A 20,915-nucleotide genomic window follows, 5' to 3' on the forward strand; every position below is an offset into this window, starting at 1 on the left:
TGGCAGCCACGGACGGAACCCGATAGGACATGACGAGCGTCGAATCGAACCCCAACGCGAGTACCGGCATCCGGCCGCAGCCCGATGCGCATCCGGTCGAGGTCGTCATCGTGACCGGCCTGTCCGGTGCCGGGCGCGGCACCGCCGCCCGAGTCCTCGAAGACCTCGGCTGGTATGTCGCGGACAATCTGCCGCCGGAACTGATCGGCCGGCTGATCGAGCTCGGTGCCGCCGCCGATCCGCCGATCACCAAACTCGCGCTGGTCATGGACGTGCGCAGCCGCTTCTTCACCGGCGACCTGTCCGGGGTCACCGATCAGCTGCGGGCCAACGGGGTCGGCACCCGCCTGTTGTTCCTCGAGGCCTCCGACGATGTGCTGATCCGGCGCTTCGGCTTCGCCCGCCGCCGCCACCCGTTGCAGAGCGAGAGCGCCGACGGCACCCTCTCGGCCGGGATCGCCGCGGAACGCCGGGCCCTGTCGAAGGTCAAGACCGCCGCCGATCTGGTGATCGACACGACCGCGCTGTCGGTGCATCAGTTGCACCGCAAGTTGGAGGAGGCCTACGGCGGCGGCGCACCCGCGGCCCTGCAGGTGACGATCCAATCGTTCGGATTCAAATACGGTGTTCCGCTGGACGCGGACATGGTTTTCGACGTCCGATTTCTGCCGAACCCGCATTGGATCCCGGAATTGCGGGAACATACCGGGCAGGACGCCGTGGTCAGCGAGTACGTATTGTCACGGCCCGGCGCCGACGACTATGTGAATACGTGCCGCCATCTGGTCGACCTGACCACCAGCGGCTACCGCCAGGAGGGTAAGCGATATATGACCGTGGCAGTGGGGTGTACCGGTGGTAAGCACCGCAGCGTGGCGATCGCCGAAGAGCTGGGTGAACTGCTGGGCCGGCCCGACAGTGCCTCAACCGACGTCGTCCGCGTGGTCCACCGGGATCTGGGGCGCGAATGAACGACGCGGACCATAGTGACGACACCTCCGCGTCGGGAAAATACGGCGATTCGGAAGAGCCCACTCTGGTGGCCCTGGGCGGCGGGCACGGTCTCTACGCCACCCTGACCGCCGCCCGCCGGCTCACCGAGCGCATCACCGCGGTCGTGACCGTCGCCGACGACGGGGGATCGTCCGGGCGGCTGCGTGCCGAACTGGGCATGCTGCCGCCGGGTGATCTGCGCATGGCTCTTGCGGCCTTGGCCGAGGATCCCGACGGGGTCTGGGCGCGCACCGCGCAGCACCGCTTCGGCGGCACCGGAGCGCTGGCCGGGCATTCGGTCGGCAACCTCGTGCTGGCCGGGCTGGCCGAGGTGCTCGGCGATCCGGTCGCGGCGCTCGACGAGATGGCCGCGATCCTGCGCTGCGTCGGCCGGGTGCTGCCGATGTCGCCGACCGCGCTGACCATCGAGGCCGACGTCTCCGGCCTCGAGGCCGACCCGCGGGTCAGCCGGTGTATCCGTGGCCAGGTCGCGGTGGCCACCACGCCGGGCAAGGTGCGCCGGGTCCGGCTGATCCCGTCCGACCCGCCGGCCAGCCCCGAGGCCACCTCGGCGATCGAGCACGCCGACGTGGTGGTGCTGGGCCCCGGATCGTGGTTCACCAGCGTCATTCCGCACATGCTCGTGCCGGATCTGCGGGAGGCGCTGATGGATACGCACGCGGTGAAAGTGCTGGTCCTGAACCTGGCGGCGGAGCCCGGAGAGACCACGGGATTCTCCGCCGAACGGCACCTGCATGTATTGTCCCAGCACGCACCGGATTTCGCTGTCGACCATGTGCTGGTGGACTCCGGCTCCGTACCCGAGGGTAGGGAGCGCGAACATGTGGCAAGAGCTGCCGAACAGCTGCGTGCACGAGTAACCTTCGCTGATGTCGCCGAGGCGGGGACGGACCGGCACCACCCTGGAAAGCTAGCCGCCGCACTGGATCAGGTGATCCGCCAACCTCGGCCGGAATTGGCAGGGCTTCGAGTCGAAGGACGGCATCCGGTCCAGCAGGTGCGGTCCGTGTTGGGTGGAAAGGAGCGGGTCTCGTGGCGATGACAGCCGAGGTGAAAGACGAGTTGAGCCGTCTGTCCGTCTCGCAGGTGAGTGCACGCAAGGCGGAACTGTCGGCCCTACTCCGGTTCGCCGGTGGCCTGCACATCGTCGGCGGTCGGGTGATCGTCGAGGCCGAGGTCGATATGGGCTCGATCGCGCGGCGACTACGGCGCGAGATCTTCGAGCTCTACGGCTACGGATCGGATGTGCACGTGCTGGGCGCGGGTGGTTTGCGCAAGACCTCCCGATATGTCGTGCGCGTGTCCAAGGAGGGCGAGGCGCTGGCCCGCCAGACCGGATTGCTCGATGTGCGCGGCCGCCCGGTGCGCGGACTGCCCGCGCAGGTCGTCGGCGGCAGCATCGGCGATTCGGAAGCGGCCTGGCGCGGGGCCTTCCTGGCCCACGGTTCGCTCACCGAACCCGGGCGTTCTTCGGCGCTCGAGGTGAGCTGCCCCGGCCCCGAGGCGGCACTGGCCCTGGTCGGCGCGGCCCGCCGGATGGGCATCTCGGCCAAGGCCCGCGAGGTGCGTGGCACCGATCGCGTCGTGGTCCGTGACGGGGAGGCCATCGGTGCCCTGCTGACCCGGATGGGCGCCCAGGACACGCGGCTGACCTGGGAGGAACGCCGGATGCGGCGGGAGGTCCGCGCGACCGCGAACCGTCTCGCCAACTTCGACGACGCCAATCTGCGCCGCTCGGCCCGGGCCGCCGTCGCCGCCGCGGCCCGCGTGGAACGCGCCCTCGAGATCCTCGGCGAGGACGTGCCCGATCATCTGGCCGCCGCGGGACGGTTGCGCGTGCAGCACCGCCAGGCCTCGCTGGAAGAACTCGGGCAGCTGGCCGACCCGCCCATGACCAAGGACGCCGTCGCCGGGCGTATTCGCCGCCTGTTGTCCATGGCCGACCGCCGCGCCAAGGAATTGGGCATTCCCGATACCGAATCGGCCGTCACCGCCGAACTGCTCGAAGACGCGTGAGCGGGACCGGTCCCGGGTGGTCGGCATCGGCCCGGGACCGTCCTCGTGATGACGGTCCCTCGGCCGATTTCCCGGTCCGAGGGTGAATCGAGCGGTGCCGTGGTCGCGAATCCCCTTGTCCCGCACGAGTGACGGTTTGTCCACAGGTTCGTGGTTGTCCACAAGCTGCGTTCGTGGCGCCTTCGCGGGCGAGCGCGGTGCGATAGGCTCGTGCTACCGAACCCACCGGCACCGAAACAGCTGAGCCGGAACAGGTGAAAACCCTGGCAGATGGGTATCCCCGCCGCGAATGGGCAGGGCCGGCGGCCGCGGCCGCCACGGTTCGGTGCGAGAGGCGTGAACTCACACTCACCGGCGCAGCGTCGGGCCGGTGAGGTCGCGGCAGGGGCGTGTCCGTGATGTTATGGCCGGGCATTAGGGTGGTCTGGCATCGGAATGAATCCGCTTGAAAGCTGAGGAGCGATAACGTGACTGTCCGGGTAGGCATCAACGGCTTCGGTCGTATCGGACGCAACTTCTTCCGGGCGGTGGAGGCGCAGAAAGCGCTCGGCACCACCGATATCGAGATCGTCGCGGTCAACGACCTCACCGACAACGCGACCCTGGCCACGCTGCTGAAGTACGACTCGATCCTCGGCCGGCTGCCGCAGGACGTCTCGCTCGACGGCGACGACACCATCGTGGTCGGCGACCAGCGGATCAAGGCACTGGCCATCAAGGAGGGCCCGTCCGCGCTGCCGTGGGGTGATCTGGGTGTCGACGTGGTCGTCGAGTCGACCGGCATCTTCACCGACGCCACCAAGGCCAAGGGACACCTGGCCGCCGGCGCCAAGAAGGTCATCATCTCCGCGCCCGCCAAGGGTGAGGATCTGACCGTGGTCATGGGTGTCAACGACAGCCAGTACGACGGCAGCCAGAACATCATCTCCAACGCGTCGTGCACCACCAACTGCCTCGGCCCGCTGGCCAAGGTCCTCAACGACGAATTCGGCATCGAGCGTGGTCTGATGACCACGATCCACGCCTACACGCAGGACCAGAACCTGCAGGACGGCCCGCACAGCGACCTGCGTCGCGCCCGCGCCGCCGCCCTGAACATCGTGCCCACCGGCACCGGCGCCGCGAAGGCCATCGGCCTGGTGCTTCCGGAGCTGCAGGGCAAGCTGGACGGCTACGCGCTGCGCGTGCCGGTGCCGACCGGTTCGGTCACCGACCTGACCGCGACGCTGCGCAAGTCGGCGAGCATCGACGAGATCAACGCCGCCTACAAGGCCGCCGCCGAAGGACCGCTGAAGGGCATCCTGAAGTACAACGTCGACCCGATCGTCTCCAGCGACATCGTGACCGACCCGCACTCCTCGATCTACGACGCGCCGCTGACCAAGGTCATCGACGACCAGGTCAAGGTCGTGTCGTGGTACGACAACGAGTGGGGTTACTCCAACCGTCTCGCCGACCTGATCGGCCTCGTCGGCAAGTCGCTGTAAACCCATGGCAGTCAAGACCCTTCAGGATCTCCTTGCCGAGGGCGTGGAGGGGCGGGGCGTACTCGTGCGCTCCGACCTGAACGTTCCCCTCGACAACGGCGTGATCACCGATCCGGGCCGGATCATCGCCTCGGTGCCCACGATCAAGACGCTGGCCGAGGCCGGTGCCAAGGTCGTCGTCACCGCCCACCTGGGCCGCCCCAAGGGCGAACCCGATCCGAAGCTGTCGCTGGCGCCCGTCGCCGCGAAGCTGAGCGAGGAGCTGGGCCGCAACGTACAGCTCGCCGGTGATGTGGTGGGCCAGGACGCGCTCGCGCGGTCCGAGGGCCTCACCGACGGTGATGTGCTGTTGCTGGAGAACATCCGCTTCGATCCGCGCGAGACCAGCAAGGACGACGCCCAGCGCCAGAAGCTGGCCCGGGCGCTGGTGGAGCTGGTCGGCGACGACGGCGCATTCGTCTCCGACGGCTTCGGGGTGGTGCACCGCAAGCAGGCCTCGGTCTACGACGTGGCGCAACTGCTGCCGCACTACGCGGGCACGCTGGTGGCCGCGGAGGTCGACGTGCTGCGCAAGCTCACCACCGACACCGAGCGCCCGTACGCGGTCGTGCTCGGCGGTTCCAAGGTGTCGGACAAGCTCGCCGTGATCGAGGCGCTGGCCCCCAAGGTCGACACCCTCGTCATCGGTGGCGGTATGTGCTTCACCTTCCTTGCCGCCCAAGGTCTTTCGGTCGGCTCCTCGCTGCTTCAGGAGGAGATGATCGATACCTGCAAGGAGCTGCTGGAGCGTTTCGCCGACGTCATCCACCTGCCGGTGGACATCGTGGCCGCGGACAAGTTCGCCGCGGACGCGGAGTCGAAGACGGTGGCCGCAAACGAAATTCCCGAGGGCTGGATGGGCTTGGACATCGGGCCCGAGTCGGCCAAGCGCTTCGCCGCGCTGCTGACCGAGGCCCGGACGGTATTCTGGAACGGCCCGATGGGTGTGTTCGAATTCGACGCCTTCGCCGCGGGGACGCGCGCGGTGGCCGAGGCGCTGGTGAGTGCGACCGGTAAAGGAGCGTTCACCGTGGTCGGCGGCGGCGATTCGGCCGCGGCCGTGCGCACGCTCGGCCTGCCGGAGGACGGGTTCTCCCACATCTCCACCGGCGGCGGCGCCTCGCTGGAATACCTGGAGGGCAAACAGCTTCCGGGTATCAGCGTGCTCGAGGACGGGGAGGGCTGATCATGGCACGCAAACCGTTGGTCGCCGGCAACTGGAAGATGAACCTCAATCACCTCGAGGCCATCGCTCTGGTGCAGAAGATCGCGTTCGCCCTGCCGGACAAGTACTTCGACAAGGTCGATGTCACGGTCATCCCGCCGTTCACCGACATCCGCAGCATCCAGACCCTCATCGAGGGCGACCGGCTGCGGATCACCTTCGGTGCCCAGGATGTGTCGGTGCACGAATCCGGTGCCTACACCGGTGAGATCAGTGCGGCGATGCTGGCGAAGCTGTCGTGCAGCTACGTCGTGGTCGGCCACTCGGAGCGGCGGCAGTACCACAACGAGGACGACGCCACGGTGCTGGCGAAGGCCAAGAAGGTGCTGCAGTACGACATGACGCCGATCGTCTGCATCGGCGAGGGGCTGGGCGTGCGCGAGGCGCAGACCCACGTGCAGTACAACCTCGAGCAGTTGCGAGGTTCGCTCAAGGGGCTGACGCCGGAGCAGATCGCCAAGGTCGTCATCGCCTACGAGCCGGTCTGGGCGATCGGCACCGGTCGCGTCGCCACCCCGGCCGACGCGCAGGAGGTGTGCGGTGCGCTGCGCGCCGAACTGGCGGAGCTGGCCGGCCAGGAGGTCGCGGCGGGTGTGCGCATCCTCTACGGCGGGTCGGTGAACGCCAAGAACGTCGGCGAGCTCATCGCGGCCGCCGATATCGACGGCGCGCTGGTCGGTGGCGCCTCGCTCAAGGGCGACGAATTCGCGACCCTGTCGGCGATCGCCGCGGGCGGTCCGCTGCCCTGATCGCCGCGGGCGGGTAATCGCCTGCAGCACAAAATGATTCGGCCCCGGTTTCCGCGTACTGCGGAACCGGGGCCGACGTCGTGGAGCAACCGGATCAGGGTTTGCGCGCCACCGCACCGAGCATCGACACCGCCTCCGGCCGGGGATGGGCACGCCGGGATTCGGTGGGCCAGTGGATGACCGATCCGATCCCGGGTTCGACGAGTTCGAGGCCGGTGAAGAATCGGCTGAACTCGGCTGTCGAGCGCAGCCGGAACGGGATACCGCTGCGCTTGTTGGCTTGTTCGCTGTCGGCGAGGTCTTCTTCGGAGAGGTGATCGCTGGTGGCATGCGACATGACCAGATAGCTGCCCGGCGCCAGCGCGTCGACCCACTGGCGCACCATGTCGTAGGGACGGTCCTCGTCGGTGAAGAAATGCACGACAGCAAGCATCATCAGCGCCACCGGTTGCGACAGATCCAAGGTGGCGAGCAGCTCCGGATGTGTGAGGATGCGCTCGCGGTCGCGCGCGTCGGCTTCCAGATAGGCGGTCGCCCCCTCGGGGGCGCTGTCTAGCAGGCTGCGGGCGTGCAGGGCGACGATCGGATCGTTGTCGACGTAGACGATGCGGGATTCGGGCGCGGCGGCCTGCGCGATCTCGTGCACGTTTCCGGCGGTCGGCAGGCCGGCCCCGAGGTCCAGGAATTGCCGGATACCGACCTCGGCCGAGAGATAACCGACCACTCGGTGCAGGAATGCCCGATTCTCCAGTGCGGAGATCTGCACGCTGGGAAAAGCCTCGGCGACCGCTTCCGCGGAGGCGCGGTCGGCCTCGAAGTTGTCCTTACCGCCGAGCCAGTAGTCGTAACGCCGGGCCGGATGCGGGGTGGTGACATCGATACCGGGTGGCGCCACGGGATCCGTATGCGGGCCGTGTGATCCGGTCACTGGTTCCATGACACCTCTTCCTTCTGTCGGCGGCGACGAACCATTATCGACTACTGTCATCCTGTCAGCTCGGATGGCGAACCGGCGCGGCCCCCGCCGTGCGGTCGGGGAGGTCGAAGATGTCAGTGCAATTCAGTCCGTACGATTTCGGCATTCACGACGATCCGTATCCGCTCTACGCGCAGTTGCGCGCGCAGGCACCGGTGTTCCGCAACTCCGACGACGACTTCTGGGCGCTGTCGCGCTACGCCGATGTGCTTGCCGCACTGCGTGATTCGGACCGCTTCTCGAGCGCCAACGGGCTGCGGATGGAACCGGCCTTCTGGGGCCCGCAGGCCGAGCAGTTCTTCTCCTTCGTGGCGATGGACCCGCCGAAACACACTCGCACGCGCGGCCTGGTCACGCGCGCGTTCACCGCGCACCGGGTGCAGGCGCTGGCGCCGCGGCTGCGCGAGATCGCCACCGGCCTGCTGGAGCCGCTGCTCGAACGCGGCAGTTTCGACCTGATGACCGAGTTCGCGGGCCCGTATCCGACCGAGGTCATCTCCGAACTGGTCGGCGTGCCGAGCGCGGATCGCGATCTGGTGCGCAAACTCGGCATGGAGATCATGTACACCGAGGAGGAGTCGACCGATCTGCGGCCGGAGGCGATGCAGGCGATCGGCGCCCTGGTCGGCTACTACACCGAGCTGACCATCGAACGCAGTAAGCACCGCACCGACGATCTGCTGTCCGGTCTGCTCGACGCCGCCGACGGGGACGACCGGCTCACCCCGGAGGAAATCGTGGGCGTGCTGATTCTGCTGATCGGCGCGGGGATCGAGACGACCATGCTCACGCTGGGCAATATCTGGTACGCCGGGTGGGCGCATCCGGACCAGCGGGCCGCGGCGCTCGGGCGCGTCGACGACTGGATCGCCGAGGGCATGCGCTACGACCCGGCGACCCAGTCGCAGTTGCGCACGACCACCGAGGCCGTCGAACTGCACGGCGTCACGATTCCGGCGGGTGCGCGGATGCTGTTGCTGACCGGTTCGGCGAACCGCGATCCCGAGGTCTTCGACCGGCCCGATGTCTTCGATCTCGATCGCGACACCTCCGATGCGCTGGTCTTCGGCAGCGGCCGCCACCACTGCCTCGGCTCGAATCTGGGCCTGCTGGAGTTGCGGACCGCGCTCGGGGAGATCACCGCCCGCATCGCCGACTACGACGTCGACCCGTCCGGGCTGCGCCGCATCCACTCCTCGAACAATCGCGGTTTCGCCGCGCTGCCGACAACTGTCACACTGCGCTGATCATCCGCGGCCGCTAATCCTCGTGGCGCGGGCCGGATTTCAGTAACCGATGCGCCGCGGCCTCGATCGACGCTTCGCTCAGCAGCACCAGTTCGGCGGCGGGTCCGAGCGGGACGAAACTGTCGGCGCTGGTGACGCGCGCGAGGCGGCCGTCGAAACCGCCGTCGAGCAGTGCGGTGCACACCGATTCCGAGACCCCGCCGCTGCGGCGGGTCTCGTCGGCGACGAGAACGGCGCCGGTAGCGCGGGCATGGTGCAGCAGATCGTCGACGGGAAGTGGTGTGAGCCAGCGCAGGTCGAGCACTCGCGCGCGAATGCCGTCGTCCGCCAAGCGCTGTGCGACGCGCAGGCTCATCGGCACGCCGTTGGCGAAGGTGACGATCGTGAGATCCGTTCCGTCGCCGTGGATTCGGGCCCGCCCAAGCGATGCCGGATCGTCGTCGGGGGTGGCGAACCAGCCCCCGTCGCCGGGGCGGTGCAGGTCGCGGGTGTGGTACAGGGCGATCGGTTCGAGGTAGAGACACACCCGGCCCTCGTTGCGAGCGGCCTCGACGCACCGGCGCAACATCGCGGCGGCGTCGTCGGCCCGGGCCGGCGCCGCGACCACCACGCCGGGGATATCACGCAGCGCCGCAACGGAATTGTCGTTGTGGAAGTGCCCGCCGAAACCGCGCTGATAGGCGAACGAGGCGATCCGCACCACCATCGGGTTGTGGTACTGCCCTGCGGAGAAGTACGGCAGGGTCGCCGCCTCACCCCGGATCTGATCCAGCGCATTGTGCACGTAGGCGAGATACTGGATCTCCGGAATCGGTACGAATCCGGCGAGTCCGGCGCCCAGCGCGGTACCGAGCACGCTCTGCTCGTCCAGCAGGCTGTCGAACACCCGCCGCGCCCCGAACTGCCGCTGCAGCCCCTTGGTCACGCCGTAGACGCCCCCCTTGCGGCCGACGTCCTCCCCGAAAACCAGCACATCGGGGTCGTGGTCGAGCAACGACGCCAGCGTGTGGTTGATCGCCTGCGCCAGCGTCATCGGCCCGGTGCGGTCGGCGGTCTGCTCCGAGGCCCCGGCATGCGAGCGCGGCGCCGGACTCGTCTCACCGTCCGTCGAGGTGCCGGTGGAATCCGCGGGTACCGCGGGGGAGCCACCGAAGTCGGTGCGGTGTGCCGGTTCGGCGGCCGGCGCGGACTCGGTCCGGGACGCCGGATGCTCGAAAGTATCTGTCCGCGTAGCGCTCTCGGACTGCTGCGGCGAGGCCGTGGTGGCAGCGGCCGGCATGCGGTCTCCGGCGCGGGGGCCCGGCTTCGGATTCGGCGAAGGCTGTCGGGCACGCCCGAATTCCAGGGGCGCCCGGATCGCCTCGGCCGAGTCCAGATGCGGTTCTTCGGCCACCTGCGCCGCCGTCGCTGCCACGCGGGCGCCGATCGCGTCGTAGTGGGCGAGAACTTCTTCGGCGGTGGCGGCACCGATCTCGACGAGCAACCGGGCCGTCGCGGCGACCGGATCGCGGCGGCGGTCGGCCTCGATGTCCTCGGGCCGGCGGTACGCCGACTCCACGTCGGATCCGGCGTGCCCGAGCAGCCGCACCGTGCGCAGCCGCAACAGTGCGGGACGCCGCCGGGCACGCACGGATTCCGCGGCCGCCGACGCCACCGACAGGGCCTGCCGGAGATCGGATCCGTCGGCGTCGAAATACCGCAGCCCCGGTCGCGATCCGAAGGCCGCTTCGATCCAGTCCGGGGGAGTGGGCACGCTGATGCCGAGCCCGTTGTCCTCGCAGACGAACAGCAGCGGCATCGGAATACCCTGGTGCGCGGTATGGATCGCGGCGTTGATCGCACCGGTCGCGGTGGAGTGATTGGCCGAGGCGTCGCCGAATGTGCACAGCACCACCGCATCTCGCGGCCACGGCGTGTCCCGGCCCAGCCGGCGGGCCCGATCGAGCGCGAAGGCCAGACCCATCGCGCGGGGGAGATGGGAGGCGATGGTCGAGGTCTGCGGTATCACCGACGCGGGCGCACTGCCGAACACCTTGTGCCGCCCGCCCGAGATCGGATCGGCGGTCGCCGCGACGACTCCCAGCAGCACGTCACGGATCGGGTCCAGTCCCGGGATCTGCCGGCAGCGGTGCACGAAGAACGCACCGGACCGGTAGTGCAACAGCGCCGGATCGGTGCTGCGCAATGCCTGCGCCAGCACCACATTGCCCTCGTGCCCGCTGGACCCGATGCTGTAGTACCCGCGCTTGCTCGCGCCGAGCCGCCGTGCCGCGAAATCCAGATGCCGGCTCGTGGCCTGAGCGTCGAACAAGTCCAGACACGTCCCGACGGTGATCGGACTGCCGCTGCCGATCGGATCGGTGGCGGCGCGCCGCGGTCCCGGCCGCACCTCTGCCAGGGATACACGCAACCAGTCGTTGAGAAGCTCTTCCGGGCCCGCAGTCACCCCTCCATCATGTCGCGTGCGACCGCCCACGCACCGGATTGGGTGCGCGGGCGGTCGAAGCGAACCCCGCCGGCCTACCGAGCGAGTCGATCAGAGCGTGGGCCGGGCCGGCAGGGGAGAGAAGGGCGGCGGTGTCCTACCGCTGTTCGGCCGGCCGGTGGGGACGTTCGGTGTGTCCCGTGTGGCCCGCGAGCAGTTTGGCGAACGGCGTCACCTCGCCGACGTGGTTACCCGACTGCCGGGTCCGAGCCGGTTCGGGGAGGAACCCGTCCACGCCGGTCGGTACCGCGACCACCAGGGTGGCGAATTCGGCCGCGGCGCGGTGGATCCGCTCACCCAGTCCGGCCGAACCGAAATCCTCGGTCGCGGCGAACACGCCGGTCGGAACGACGACGGCGCGCAGGTAGGTGAACAGCGGCCGCATCGCGTGCTCGAGCACCAGCGCGTGCCGGGCGGTTCCCGCCGTGGCGGCGATGAGCACCGGCATGGCGTTGAGCGCCTCGGTGTCGAGCACGTCGACGAACATCTTGAACAGCCCGGAGTAGCTCGCGGCGAACACCGGGGTGACGGCGATGAGGCCGTCGGCCGCGGACACCTTCTCCCGCGCCGCCGCCACCGCGGGCGTCGGCAGGCCGCCGGAGACCATCGTGGCGGCGAGATCGCTTGCCAGATCCCGCAATTCGATGACCTCGATGGTCACGGCCTCACCACGGGCGCCGACGGCCGAGGCCACCGCATCGGCGAGTTGATCGGCGAGCAGGCGGGTGCTCGACGGCTGCGACAACCCGGCGGTGAGTACGACAACGGTGTGCGACATGGGTTTTCGTCCCTCGTTCGATGCGGTCGGATGAATACGCGGTGGAATTGATCAGGCCTGCTCGGCCGCGGCCAGCAGCCGCTCACGCGCCGGCTCCACCAGATGATGCGGCGCCTCCGGACCGGCGGCCACCAGCGACGCGTGGGTCGGCGGATCGCTGGGCACGTGCGCGGGACGGCGCAATTCGAATTCCTTGCGCAGCACCGGCACCACCTCGCGGCCCAGGATCTCGACCTGTTCCAGGGCGACGTCGATGGGCAGGCCGGCGTGGTCGATCAGGAACAGCTGGCGCTGGTAGTCACCGGCGTAGTCGGCGAAACCGAGGGTGCGCTCGATGACCTGCTCGGGAGTGCCGACGGTCAGCGGCGTCATCTCGCTGAAATCCTCCAGCGACGGACCGTGCCCGTAGACCGGCGCGTTGTCGAAGTACGGCCGGAAGAACTTTTTGGCCTCCGCTTCGGTCTCGGCCATGAACACCTGCCCGCCCAGACCTACGATCGCCTGGTCGGCCGAGCCGTGACCGTAGTGCTCGAACCGCTGCCGGTACAGCCGCACCATCTCCTCGGTGTGTTCCTTGTTCCAGAAGATGTTGTTGTGGAAGAAGCCGTCGCCGTAATAGGCGGCCTGCTCGGCGATCTCCGGCGAACGGATCGAGCCGTGCCACACGAACGGCGGCGTGCCGTCCAGCGGTGCGGGAGTCGCGGTGAATCCCTGCAGCGGCGTGCGGAACTGGCCCTGCCAGTCGACCACCGGTTCGCGCCACAGCCGGCGCAGCAGGTGGTAGTTCTCGATCGCGAGCTCGACGCCCTTGCGGATGTCCTTGCCGAACCACGGGTAGACCGGCCCGGTGTTGCCGCGGCCCATCATCAGGTCGACCCGGCCGCCCGACAGATGTTGCAGCATCGCGTAGTCCCCGGCGATCTTCACCGGGTCGTTGGTGGTGATGAGCGTGGTCGAGGTCGACAACTGCAATTTCTCGGTGCGCGCCGCGACCCAGCCGAGCATGGTGGTCGGCGAGGACGGCACGAACGGCGGATTGTGGTGCTCGCCGGTGGCGAACACGTCCAGCCCGACCTCCTCGGCCTTCAGGGCGAGTCGCATCATCGCGTCGATGCGCTCGCCCTCCGTGGGCGCGATGCCGGTGGTCGGATCGACGGTGACGTCGCCGACGGTGAAGATGCCGAACTGCATGGCCGCCTCCTGAGATCTGATCAAAAGTTCAATCATCTGAACGAGGGCAGATGTCCCAGTATTCCTTGACATGTCCACTACCCGAGAAACGGCCGGTGCGCAGCACTTTGTCTTACTGATTCAATCAGTGATTGAAACCTGTTCTGTGTCGTGGTTCACTAACGGCATGGGCGAGAAGGTGTCAGCCGGGACCCGGGCCAAACTGCTGGCGGCAGCGGAGCGGTTACTGCTGACCGAGCGCTACGAGGACGTCTCGGTGCGGGCGATCTGCGTGGCCGCGGGCGCCAACCCGGCCGCGGTGCACTACCACTTCGGCTCCAAGGAGGCGCTGATCGCCGCGCTCATCGAGGATCGGCTCGGACCGCTGTGGGCCGAGGGGCTGGCCGCGGCCACCGCCACCGAGCCGAGCTCGGTCCCGGCGGTGGTCGACGCGGTGCTCGCGCCGTTCGTCGAGCTCGCCGCCGACCCGATGGGCCGGTTGCATCTGCGGCTGCTGGCCGGATTGATCCTGCGCCGGCGGCCGATGTCCTGGCAGCACCAGTGGTTCCGGATGGAGTCGTGGTCACAGCTGCTGCCGGAGCTGACCTCCGGTGAGGCACGCCGCCGCTGGCAGCTGGCCTTCGACCTGATCATCATGCGCTTCGGCAGCACCGAGGACTACGACATCGCGCCGTCCGCGGTGGCGACGCTGCGCGAATTCGTCATCGCCGGGTTGAGCGCACCGCCGCCCGCTACCGGCGCCCAGCATCCCGCCGTGCCCGCCTCCACCACTTCGCATACCGCCGTACAGGAGTAGTAGTGAACGATATTTTCGAACCCGTCGACCTGGGCCCGATCACCCTGCGCAATCGGGTGATCAAGGCCGCCACCTTCGAGGGGCGGACCCCCGACGCGCTGGTCACCGACGAACTGATCGAGTTCCATCGGGAGATCGCGGCCGGCGGCGTGGGGATGAGCACCATCGCCTACTGTGCCGTCGCCCCGGGCGGGCGCACCGACCGCCACCAGATCTGGATGCGCCCCGAGGCGCTACCGGGACTGCGGCGGCTCACCGACGCCATCCACGCCGAAGGAGCCAAGGTCAGCGCGCAGATCGGCCATGCGGGCCCGGTCGCCAACGCGGCCTCCAACCGGGCACCGGCGCTGGCGCCGACGCGGTTGTGGTCGCCGTTGAGCATGAAGATGATGCGGTCGCCCTCGGTGGCAGAGATCCAGGATGTGGTGGCCGCGCACGTGCGGGCGGTGTTGCTGGCCGAGGAGGCCGGATTCGATGCCGTAGAACTGCATTTCGGCCACAACTATCTGGTCAGCTCGTTCCTCAGTCCGCTGCTGAACCGCCGGAAGGATGCCTACGGCGGGCCCTTGGAACATCGCGCCCGGATGGCCCGTGAGATCGCGCTCGCGGTGCGCGAAGCCGTCGGCGGCCGGCTGGCGATTCTGGCCAAGCTGAATATGGAAGACGGTGTGCGCGGCGGATTTTCGCTGGCCGAGTCACTCCAGGTGGCCTCCTGGCTGGAATCCGACGGCGGACTCGACGCCCTCGAACTGACCGCGGGTAGTTCGCTGCTCAACCCGATGCTGCTGTTCCACGGCGATGCGCCACGGCAGGCTTTCGCCAAGACGCTGCCCGGCCCGACCCGGCTCGGCTTCAAGGTCGTCGGCAAGGCGTTCCTGCGCGAGTACCCGTATCACGGCACCTACCTGCTCGAACGGGCCCGCCAGTTCCGCCGCGAGCTGTCGATGCCGCTGGTACTGCTGGGCGGCATCACCGATATCGACGATATGCGGCGGGCGCGGCGCGAGGGCTTCGAATTCATGGCGATGGGCCGCGCCCTGCTCCGCGAGCCGGATCTGCTGCAGCGCATCGGCTCCGACGCCGAGACCCGTTCGGCCTGCATCCACTGCAACGAATGCATGCCCACCATCTACACCGGCACCCGGTGCGTGCTGCGGCTGGACGGCCCGCCCATTCCCGCATCCTGACCCCCGATAGACGAGAGAAGAGAGACGATGTCATGAGTGGACGTTTGACGGGCCGGGTCGCCCTCATCAGCGGCGGCGCCTCCGGCATGGGCGCCTCGCACGCGCGGGCCTTCGTCGCCGAGGGAGCGCGGGTGATGCTCGGCGACATCGCCGACGACGCGGGCCAGGCGCTGGCCGCGGAACTGGGTGAGCAGGCCGGCTACGTACATCTCGACGTCACCGAGGCCGCCGGCTGGCAGGCCGCGGTCGCCGCCACCGTCGAACGGTTCGGGCTGTTGAATGTGCTGGTCAACAATGCGGGCGTGCTGGACGGCGGCCCGCTGGGCACCTACACCGAGAAGCAGTGGCAGCGGGTCATCGACATCAATCTGACCGGTCCGTTCCTGGGGTTGAGCGCCGCGCGCGACGCCCTGGTCGCCGCCCGCCCGGCCGCGGTGATCAATATTTCCTCCGCGGCCGGTATGCAGGGCGTGAGCGGCATGCACGCCTACACCGCCTCGAAGTTCGGAGTGCGGGGGCTCACCAAGTCGGCCGCGCTGGAACTCGCGCCCGAGGGCGTGCGGGTCAACTCGGTGCATCCCGGCGGAATTCTGACGCCGATGATCGGGGTCACCGAGGAGATCGCGGTCGATCGCGGCGAGAATGTGCGTGCGCGACTCGGCCTGCCCGCCGAGGTGTCGGATCTGGTGGTCTTTCTGGCGAGCGCCGAATCCAGCTACTGCACCGGTGCGGAATTCGTCGTCGACGGCGGGATGACGGCCGGTTCGGTGGTGGGCTGAGCATCCCATAAACTGTCGGCATGCAAATGTTCCTGGATATCCTCCTGGTCATCACCAGCGTCCTGCTGGTGTTGCTGGTGTTGCTGCACCGCGCGAAGGGTGGAGGCTTGTCCAGCCTGTTCGGTGGTGGTGTGCAGTCGAGTCTGTCCGGATCCACGGTGGTCGAGAAGAACCTCGACCGCATCACCATCTTCGTCGGCCTGATCTGGTTCATCGCCATCCTCGGTATCGGCTTCGAGATCAAGTTCGCCTGATCGTCGCGGCGGCGTCACGGCGCCGCCGCGAGCAGATCGCGATCGCCGATACCGCAGCCACGGCCAGGATCGCCGCCGCGATCGTGAACGCGGCGGCGTAGCTGTCGCCGAGCACCGGCGCCACCGCCAGAGGTCCGAGCATCTGGCCGAGCCCGTATCCGGCGGTCAACGTCGCCGCCGCACCCGGACCGGCCAGATCGTCGCCGATCTCGAGGGCGAGCAGGGTGATTCCCATGAAGGTCGCGCCGAACAGCGCGGCCGACGCCACCGCCGGCCAGACACCCGCCGACAGCGTCGGCAACAGGGCTGACAGACATTGCAGCACCAGGGCGGCCACCAGGGCGATCACCGGAGTAGCCCGCCGGGCGATCAGGCTCCACACCACGGTCGCGGGGGCGGCCGCCACTCCCACGACGATCCAGATCGCGGTGCCCGCGGTCCGATGACCGGTGGCGTCCACGGCGGCGACCAGGAACGTTCCCAGGACGATGTAGCCCAGCCCCTCCAGGAAATAGGTCAGCTGAAGCAACCGCCAGGAGCGTGGCGACCGCACTGTCGCCGCGCCGGTACGGCTACCGGCGACGACTTCCAGCCGCAGGGCCGGCCACAGCAGCAGCGCGGTCAGCGCGGCCGCGGCGAGCCACAGCGCCTGCCACGACAGCACCGACTGCGCGACCAGTACCAGCGCACCCGTTGCCGCGATTCCCGTGCCCACTCCGGCGAAGGCGATACCCGCTGCGCGCCTTCGGTTTTCGTGCCGGGCGGCGATCTGCGCGCAGCCGATGAACAGCACCGCGCTCGCGACGCCGGCCACCGTCCGCAGGATGATCGGCAGGATCGCCGGCGCGGGGATCGCCATGGCCGCCTCACTCGCCACCAGCGCGGCGGCCGACAGCCGAAAAGTCGTGCGGCCGTTGTATTCCGGAAACCGCGCCAGCGCGACCGCGCCCAGCAGATAGCCCGCGTAGTTGGCCGCGGCCACGACCGCGCCGGTATGTGCGCCGAAGCGTCCGGCGTTGATCATCACCGGAAGCAGCGGCGTGTAGACGAAGCGACCGATGCCCATGGCGGCGGCCAATCCGGCCGAGGCGCGCAGCGCGGGCGCGAGCGATACCTGTCGAGGAAGTGCGATGGTCACGCCGACCAACGCTACGGATCCGGCGCGGCCCCGTGAAATGCTTCCTGTGCACGATGTATACGCTGAACGTATGGATCTGGAATTGCGGCATCTGCGCGCGTTCCTGGTGCTGTGCGAGGAAGCCAACTACACCCGCGCCGCAGCGCGGCTGCACACCACCCAGCCCTCGCTGACTCGCACCGTGCAACAGGCCGAACGGATTCTGGACTGCCGGCTGGTCGAGCGCAGTGCGCGGCGCTTCGTCCTCACCGCGGAAGGGGAGTATCTGCTCGCGGCCGCGACCCGGATCGTCGCCGATATCGATGCCGTCACCGCCGATCTGCGGCTGCGAGCCCGGGTATCGGTGGGGTTTTCCTGGCTGTTGCCCGACGACTGGTTCACCGAGGTCCGCACGCGCTTCGAGGCGCGCGGGGGGCGGGTCGGCATCCATCGCATCGACGATCCGGTGGCCGCCGTCGCGGCGGGAAGTATCGATATCGCGCTGTATCGCAAGGATATTCGGCTGCCTGCCGCCATGACCGGGCGGATCATCGGCACCGAGCGGCGGGTGGCGGCGGTGTCCATCCGCTCGCCGCTGGCCAACGCGGCGGCGCTGCGGTGGCAGGATCTGGCGGCCTATCCGCTGGTGGTCAATACCGTCTCCGGCACCACCGACGAAACCAGTTGGCCCGCAGCCGAACCCGGCCGCGAGATCGTCACCTGCACGAACTTCGACGAGTGGATCGAGTTGATCGCCGCCGACCGGGGGATCGGTGCCGTTCCCGAGCTGGCACGCACCCGAGCGCCGCATCCCGGCGTGGCCTACCTCGATATCCCGGACGCCCCGCCGTCGGCCCTGCGGCTGGCCTGGCGGACCCGGCCCGCGCCGGCCAGGTCGGTGCGGAGCTTCCTCGACCTCGCCGCGAATGGCTGAGGGTCTCGAACGCCGGAGCCCTAGGGGAAGCCTTCAGGCGGGGTGGCCGGGAGTGAGACCGGCGAGGTCGCTGTAGCGCAGCCCGGTGATGCCCTCCGGCGGGGTCGGGCCGCCCAGCGGTTCCAGCAGCAGACCCACGTGGTCGCCGAAATCGTGGCGCTCGAGGATCCGGCCGGAGAACCAGGCCGCCGCCTCGTCGAGCACCACCACTCCGTCGGGCCCGTGATGCCACCGGCACCAGGTGAACTTGTCGACATCGTCGCCGGTCTCCGCACCGAACAGCTGGGCCAGGGCCCGCGAACCGGAATCTACGAGATGCACCGCGACGTGGGTGGCGCCCGCGGCCACCCGGTAGGTGTAGTTGAGTTCGGACAGGCACACCAGGAATCGGCGCGGTTCGATCCCGACCTGGGACGCGAAGCCCACCACACACCCGGCGCGCTCGGATTCCGTCGCCACCGTCACCACGTAGATCGGTGCGTCCGCCGCCGCCACCAGCGCGTCGAAATTCGCGATCGCGTCCATCCACCCTCCTTCACTGCCGGCGTCGCGGGTGCGAGCCGCCGCCTCAGGCTAAGGGAACAGCGCCTGTCACGTGCGCGGCACGCGACCGTCGATATCGGTGAAGCCGTAGGCCTCGGCCAGATCGGCCACCCGCCACGCCCGGCCGGTGCGTGAGCGCCGGCCCGGATCCGCGGCGAGCGCGACCACCGCGCGCCCGGCGAAATGCGGAGTCTCGGCCTCGTTCAGATCGAAGGTGCCCTCACCGGGCAGCGTGATCAGGCGCCGGCCCTGCGCATCGGCCGGAACCAGCTGCAGCAGTTCGGTATTCACGATCCCCGGCCACAGCGACACGACCGTGACCTCGGTGCCGGCCAGATCGTGCGCCATATCGGCGGTCAGCCGGTCGACGGCGGCCTTGCCCACGCCGTAGACGACGTTGTGGGTGAAATGTTCGGCGCCCGGCGAGGAGATGTCGACGATCAGCCCGCCCGATTCGATCAGCAGCGGCGCCGCGAAATGGGCGGCGGCGTAATGGGAGCGCACGCCGATATCGAAGCCCTCGTCCCAGGCCTTCGGCGGCACCTTCCAGAACGGTTTGCCGAGCCAGCGCGCCGAGGCAGGGGAGTTGTAGACGTTGTTGACAAGCACATCCAACCGGCCGTGATCGGCGCGCACGGTTTCGAACAACCGTGCCACCGCCTCGTCGTCGCGGTGGTCGCAGACGAACGGCACCCCGCGCCCGCCGAGCTCGTCGATCTCGCCGGCGGTCGCGGCCACGGTGCCCGGCAGCTGCCCGGGACTTTCGGAGCGCCCGGTCACGTACACCGTCGCGCCGGACGCACCCAGCTCGAGCGCGATGCCCTTGCCGATACCGCGGCTCGCACCGGTGACGACGGCGACTCGATCGGTCAGTATTCCGTTCACGACTCCGGGACACTACCGTGAAACGAGAACGTGTTCTAGTACCTGGGAGGCGCAGTGGGGCCGACGCATCGGTTCGTGGAGACCAACGGGATTCGGCTGCATATCGCCGAAGCGGGACGCGGGTATCCGGTCATCTTCTGCCACGGATTTCCGCACGGCTGGTACGTGTGGCATCGGCAATTGTCGGCGCTGGCGGCAGCCGGATATCACGCCATCGCCCCGGATCTGCGCGGCTACGGCCGGACCGAGGCGCCCGGCGGGGTGGAGGCGACCACCAATCGGGCCGTGATCGGCGATCTGCTCGGGCTGCTCGACGAGATCGGCGCCGAGCGAGCGGTTTTCGTCGGCCTGGACTTCGGCGCGCAGCTGGTGTGGGAGCTGGCACTGCGGGCGCCGGAACGGGTAGCGGCGATCATGGTGCTGAACAATCCGTACGCGCCCCGGCCGCCGAAGGCGCCGTCGGAGTTCTGGACGCGCGCCGCACAGCGTCATTTCCTGCATCTGTCGTATTTTCAGGAGCCCGGTGTCGCCGACGCCGAACTCGCCGCTCGTCCCCGCGAATTCCTGGCCCGCGTGTACTACGCGCTCAGTGGCGAGTTCCACTACCTCGACACCTGGAAGAATCCGCCCGGTATCGGTTACCTGGACGCACTGCCGCAGGCGCCCGCACTGCCCTGGCCGTGGCTCTCGGAATCCGAATTCGACACCCTGGCAGCCGAATTCGAACGGACCGGCTTCACCGGCGGGCTGACCTGGTACCGAGCGCTGGACCGCAACTGGGAGCTGACCGAGGGCCTGCCGACGACGGTGCCGGTGCCGACCTGCTTCCTCTACGGCGAAAACGACCCGGATATGGAGGGTTTCAGCGGCCGCGACCCACTGGCGGTGCTGCGTGCGCACGTACCGGATCTGCGGGCCGTCGAAAAGGTGCCCGGCGCAGGACATCTCGTCCAACTCGAGCGCACCGATGCGGTGAACGACTTCCTGTTGCGTCACCTCGCCGAACTCGTCGCCGGCGACGCGTCGCGAAATGCGGTGCCGCGGTAAGGATTCGCCCACTCCTCGCGCCGGGTGCGGCCGGAGCGTCTACGCGCCCGCCGGGCGGCCCATATTCACGACGAGGTGGCCCGCATCCTGCCCGCGGGCCACCTCGTCGGTGTGTATCTGAGCCTGCCTGTCGCCGCGTGGGCGCAGACGGAGGACGACTAGCCGA

At 68.8% G+C, this 20,915-nt stretch carries 21 protein-coding genes; 14 read left to right on the forward strand and 7 right to left on the reverse strand.

Features of this window, described 5'->3' with window-relative positions; all coding sequences use genetic code 11:
- Nucleotides 1-29 precede the first annotated feature (29 nt).
- The 6 genes from rapZ to tpiA all read left to right on the forward strand — a co-directional run bounded on the left by rapZ (nt 30) and on the right by tpiA (nt 6,530).
- On the forward strand, nt 30-971 hold the full coding sequence (rapZ, locus tag ACPCUW_RS19320) for an RNase adapter RapZ (RefSeq protein ID WP_051042714.1): 942 nt from the start codon (nt 30-32) through the stop codon (nt 969-971).
- Nucleotides 968-2,056, forward strand: a complete 1,089-nt coding sequence (locus ACPCUW_RS19325; RefSeq protein WP_423426261.1) for a gluconeogenesis factor YvcK family protein — start codon at nt 968-970, stop codon at nt 2,054-2,056. Before rapZ ends, ACPCUW_RS19325 begins: the two co-directional genes overlap by 4 nt.
- Nucleotides 2,047-3,030, forward strand: coding sequence for a DNA-binding protein WhiA (whiA, locus tag ACPCUW_RS19330; RefSeq protein WP_030514031.1), 984 nt, complete (start codon nt 2,047-2,049; stop codon nt 3,028-3,030). The genes ACPCUW_RS19325 and whiA overlap by 10 nt, the downstream gene beginning before the upstream one ends.
- 467 nt (nt 3,031-3,497) lie before the next feature.
- The gene (gap, locus tag ACPCUW_RS19335; protein ID WP_030514032.1) at nt 3,498-4,517 is read left to right on the forward strand and encodes a type I glyceraldehyde-3-phosphate dehydrogenase; all 1,020 of its coding nucleotides are present in this window, start codon (nt 3,498-3,500) and stop codon (nt 4,515-4,517) included.
- Nucleotides 4,518-4,521: 4 nt separating this feature from the next.
- Nucleotides 4,522-5,742 carry a phosphoglycerate kinase gene (locus tag ACPCUW_RS19340; protein ID WP_030514033.1) on the forward strand — a complete coding sequence of 407 codons (1,221 nt, stop codon included), beginning with the start codon at nt 4,522-4,524 and terminating at the stop codon, nt 5,740-5,742.
- Between the two features lie 2 nt (nt 5,743-5,744).
- Nucleotides 5,745-6,530, forward strand: coding sequence for a triose-phosphate isomerase (tpiA, locus tag ACPCUW_RS19345; protein ID WP_423426264.1), 786 nt, complete (start codon nt 5,745-5,747; stop codon nt 6,528-6,530).
- Nucleotides 6,531-6,624: 94 nt separating this feature from the next.
- Here the strand turns inward: tpiA and ACPCUW_RS19350 are convergent, their stop codons facing one another.
- On the reverse strand, nt 6,625-7,467 hold the full coding sequence (locus tag ACPCUW_RS19350; protein ID WP_036523471.1) for an SAM-dependent methyltransferase: 843 nt from the start codon (nt 7,465-7,467) through the stop codon (nt 6,625-6,627).
- A gap of 110 nt (nt 7,468-7,577) precedes the next feature.
- Between ACPCUW_RS19350 and ACPCUW_RS19355 the strand changes: the two genes are divergently transcribed.
- A complete protein-coding gene (locus tag ACPCUW_RS19355; RefSeq protein ID WP_423426265.1) occupies nt 7,578-8,753 on the forward strand; it encodes a cytochrome P450 in 1,176 nt (391 codons plus the stop codon).
- Between the two features lie 13 nt (nt 8,754-8,766).
- Here ACPCUW_RS19355 and ACPCUW_RS19360 read toward each other — a convergent pair whose 3' ends face one another.
- The 3 genes from ACPCUW_RS19360 to ACPCUW_RS19370 form a co-directional block, all read right to left on the reverse strand.
- Entirely contained in the window at nt 8,767-11,199 is a 2,433-nt protein-coding gene (locus tag ACPCUW_RS19360) for a thiamine pyrophosphate-dependent enzyme (protein ID WP_423426266.1), read from the reverse strand.
- 136 nt (nt 11,200-11,335) lie between these two features.
- The gene (locus tag ACPCUW_RS19365) at nt 11,336-12,016 is read right to left on the reverse strand and encodes an FMN reductase (protein WP_030514038.1); all 681 of its coding nucleotides are present in this window, start codon (nt 12,014-12,016) and stop codon (nt 11,336-11,338) included.
- Nucleotides 12,017-12,067: 51 nt separating this feature from the next.
- The gene (locus tag ACPCUW_RS19370; protein WP_423426325.1) at nt 12,068-13,207 is read right to left on the reverse strand and encodes an LLM class flavin-dependent oxidoreductase; all 1,140 of its coding nucleotides are present in this window, start codon (nt 13,205-13,207) and stop codon (nt 12,068-12,070) included.
- Between the two features lie 166 nt (nt 13,208-13,373).
- Here ACPCUW_RS19370 and ACPCUW_RS19375 point away from each other — a divergent pair, with 166 nt between their 5' ends.
- Genes ACPCUW_RS19375 through secG form a run of 4 tightly spaced genes read left to right on the forward strand, consistent with a single transcriptional unit; the run spans nt 13,374 to nt 16,223 of the window.
- A complete protein-coding gene (locus tag ACPCUW_RS19375; RefSeq protein WP_423426268.1) occupies nt 13,374-14,003 on the forward strand; it encodes a TetR/AcrR family transcriptional regulator in 630 nt (209 codons plus the stop codon).
- Nucleotides 14,004-14,005: 2 nt separating this feature from the next.
- Nucleotides 14,006-15,190 carry an NADH:flavin oxidoreductase gene (locus tag ACPCUW_RS19380; protein WP_104406917.1) on the forward strand — a complete coding sequence of 395 codons (1,185 nt, stop codon included), beginning with the start codon at nt 14,006-14,008 and terminating at the stop codon, nt 15,188-15,190.
- Between the two features lie 32 nt (nt 15,191-15,222).
- Nucleotides 15,223-15,969 (forward strand): SDR family oxidoreductase, encoded by a 747-nt coding sequence (locus ACPCUW_RS19385; RefSeq protein WP_104406916.1) that lies wholly within the window; start codon nt 15,223-15,225, stop codon nt 15,967-15,969.
- A gap of 20 nt (nt 15,970-15,989) precedes the next feature.
- A complete protein-coding gene (secG, locus tag ACPCUW_RS19390) occupies nt 15,990-16,223 on the forward strand; it encodes a preprotein translocase subunit SecG (protein ID WP_030518417.1) in 234 nt (77 codons plus the stop codon).
- Here secG and ACPCUW_RS19395 read toward each other — a convergent pair.
- A complete protein-coding gene (locus ACPCUW_RS19395) occupies nt 16,210-17,361 on the reverse strand; it encodes a YbfB/YjiJ family MFS transporter (RefSeq protein ID WP_423426271.1) in 1,152 nt (383 codons plus the stop codon). The genes secG and ACPCUW_RS19395 overlap by 14 nt on opposite strands.
- Before the next feature lie 70 nt (nt 17,362-17,431).
- On the opposite strand from ACPCUW_RS19395, the gene ACPCUW_RS19400 reads away from it, so the two are divergent.
- Nucleotides 17,432-18,274 (forward strand): LysR family transcriptional regulator, encoded by an 843-nt coding sequence (locus ACPCUW_RS19400; protein ID WP_064911094.1) that lies wholly within the window; start codon nt 17,432-17,434, stop codon nt 18,272-18,274.
- A 33-nt stretch (nt 18,275-18,307) separates the two neighbouring features.
- Here ACPCUW_RS19400 and ACPCUW_RS19405 read toward each other — a convergent pair whose 3' ends face one another.
- Both ACPCUW_RS19405 and ACPCUW_RS19410 read right to left on the reverse strand, forming a co-directional pair.
- Nucleotides 18,308-18,799: a flavin reductase family protein gene (locus ACPCUW_RS19405; protein WP_063013320.1), complete on the reverse strand. Its 492-nt coding sequence runs from the start codon at nt 18,797-18,799 to the stop codon at nt 18,308-18,310.
- 66 nt (nt 18,800-18,865) lie between these two features.
- Nucleotides 18,866-19,702: an SDR family NAD(P)-dependent oxidoreductase gene (locus tag ACPCUW_RS19410; RefSeq protein ID WP_423426272.1), complete on the reverse strand. Its 837-nt coding sequence runs from the start codon at nt 19,700-19,702 to the stop codon at nt 18,866-18,868.
- A gap of 54 nt (nt 19,703-19,756) precedes the next feature.
- Here ACPCUW_RS19410 and ACPCUW_RS19415 point away from each other — a divergent pair, with 54 nt between their 5' ends.
- Together ACPCUW_RS19415 and ACPCUW_RS19420 are read left to right on the forward strand one after the other, a co-directional pair.
- Nucleotides 19,757-20,749, forward strand: a complete 993-nt coding sequence (locus ACPCUW_RS19415; protein ID WP_063013316.1) for an alpha/beta fold hydrolase — start codon at nt 19,757-19,759, stop codon at nt 20,747-20,749.
- Between the two features lie 24 nt (nt 20,750-20,773).
- Complete coding sequence (locus ACPCUW_RS19420) at nt 20,774-20,911, forward strand: hypothetical protein (protein ID WP_423426275.1); 138 nt, start codon at nt 20,774-20,776, stop codon at nt 20,909-20,911.
- Nucleotides 20,912-20,915: the final 4 nt, after the last annotated feature.

Source organism: Nocardia sp. AB354 (assembly GCF_049538315.1).
Taxonomy (GTDB): Bacteria; Actinomycetota; Actinomycetes; order Mycobacteriales; family Mycobacteriaceae; genus Nocardia; species Nocardia nova.

Coding starts and splice junctions, on each gene's coding strand:
- rapZ (WP_051042714.1), top strand. CDS start 30: ATGACGAGCGTCGAATCGAACCCCAACGCGAGTACCGGCATCCGGCCG.
- ACPCUW_RS19325 (WP_423426261.1), top strand. CDS start 968: ATGAACGACGCGGACCATAGTGACGACACCTCCGCGTCGGGAAAATAC.
- ACPCUW_RS19340 (WP_030514033.1), top strand. CDS start 4,522: ATGGCAGTCAAGACCCTTCAGGATCTCCTTGCCGAGGGCGTGGAGGGG.
- tpiA (WP_423426264.1), top strand. CDS start 5,745: ATGGCACGCAAACCGTTGGTCGCCGGCAACTGGAAGATGAACCTCAAT.
- ACPCUW_RS19350 (WP_036523471.1), bottom strand. CDS start 7,467: ATGGAACCAGTGACCGGATCACACGGCCCGCATACGGATCCCGTGGCG.
- ACPCUW_RS19355 (WP_423426265.1), top strand. CDS start 7,578: ATGTCAGTGCAATTCAGTCCGTACGATTTCGGCATTCACGACGATCCG.
- ACPCUW_RS19365 (WP_030514038.1), bottom strand. CDS start 12,016: ATGTCGCACACCGTTGTCGTACTCACCGCCGGGTTGTCGCAGCCGTCG.
- ACPCUW_RS19370 (WP_423426325.1), bottom strand. CDS start 13,207: ATGCAGTTCGGCATCTTCACCGTCGGCGACGTCACCGTCGATCCGACC.
- ACPCUW_RS19375 (WP_423426268.1), top strand. CDS start 13,374: ATGGGCGAGAAGGTGTCAGCCGGGACCCGGGCCAAACTGCTGGCGGCA.
- ACPCUW_RS19385 (WP_104406916.1), top strand. CDS start 15,223: ATGAGTGGACGTTTGACGGGCCGGGTCGCCCTCATCAGCGGCGGCGCC.
- secG (WP_030518417.1), top strand. CDS start 15,990: ATGCAAATGTTCCTGGATATCCTCCTGGTCATCACCAGCGTCCTGCTG.
- ACPCUW_RS19400 (WP_064911094.1), top strand. CDS start 17,432: ATGGATCTGGAATTGCGGCATCTGCGCGCGTTCCTGGTGCTGTGCGAG.
- ACPCUW_RS19405 (WP_063013320.1), bottom strand. CDS start 18,799: ATGGACGCGATCGCGAATTTCGACGCGCTGGTGGCGGCGGCGGACGCA.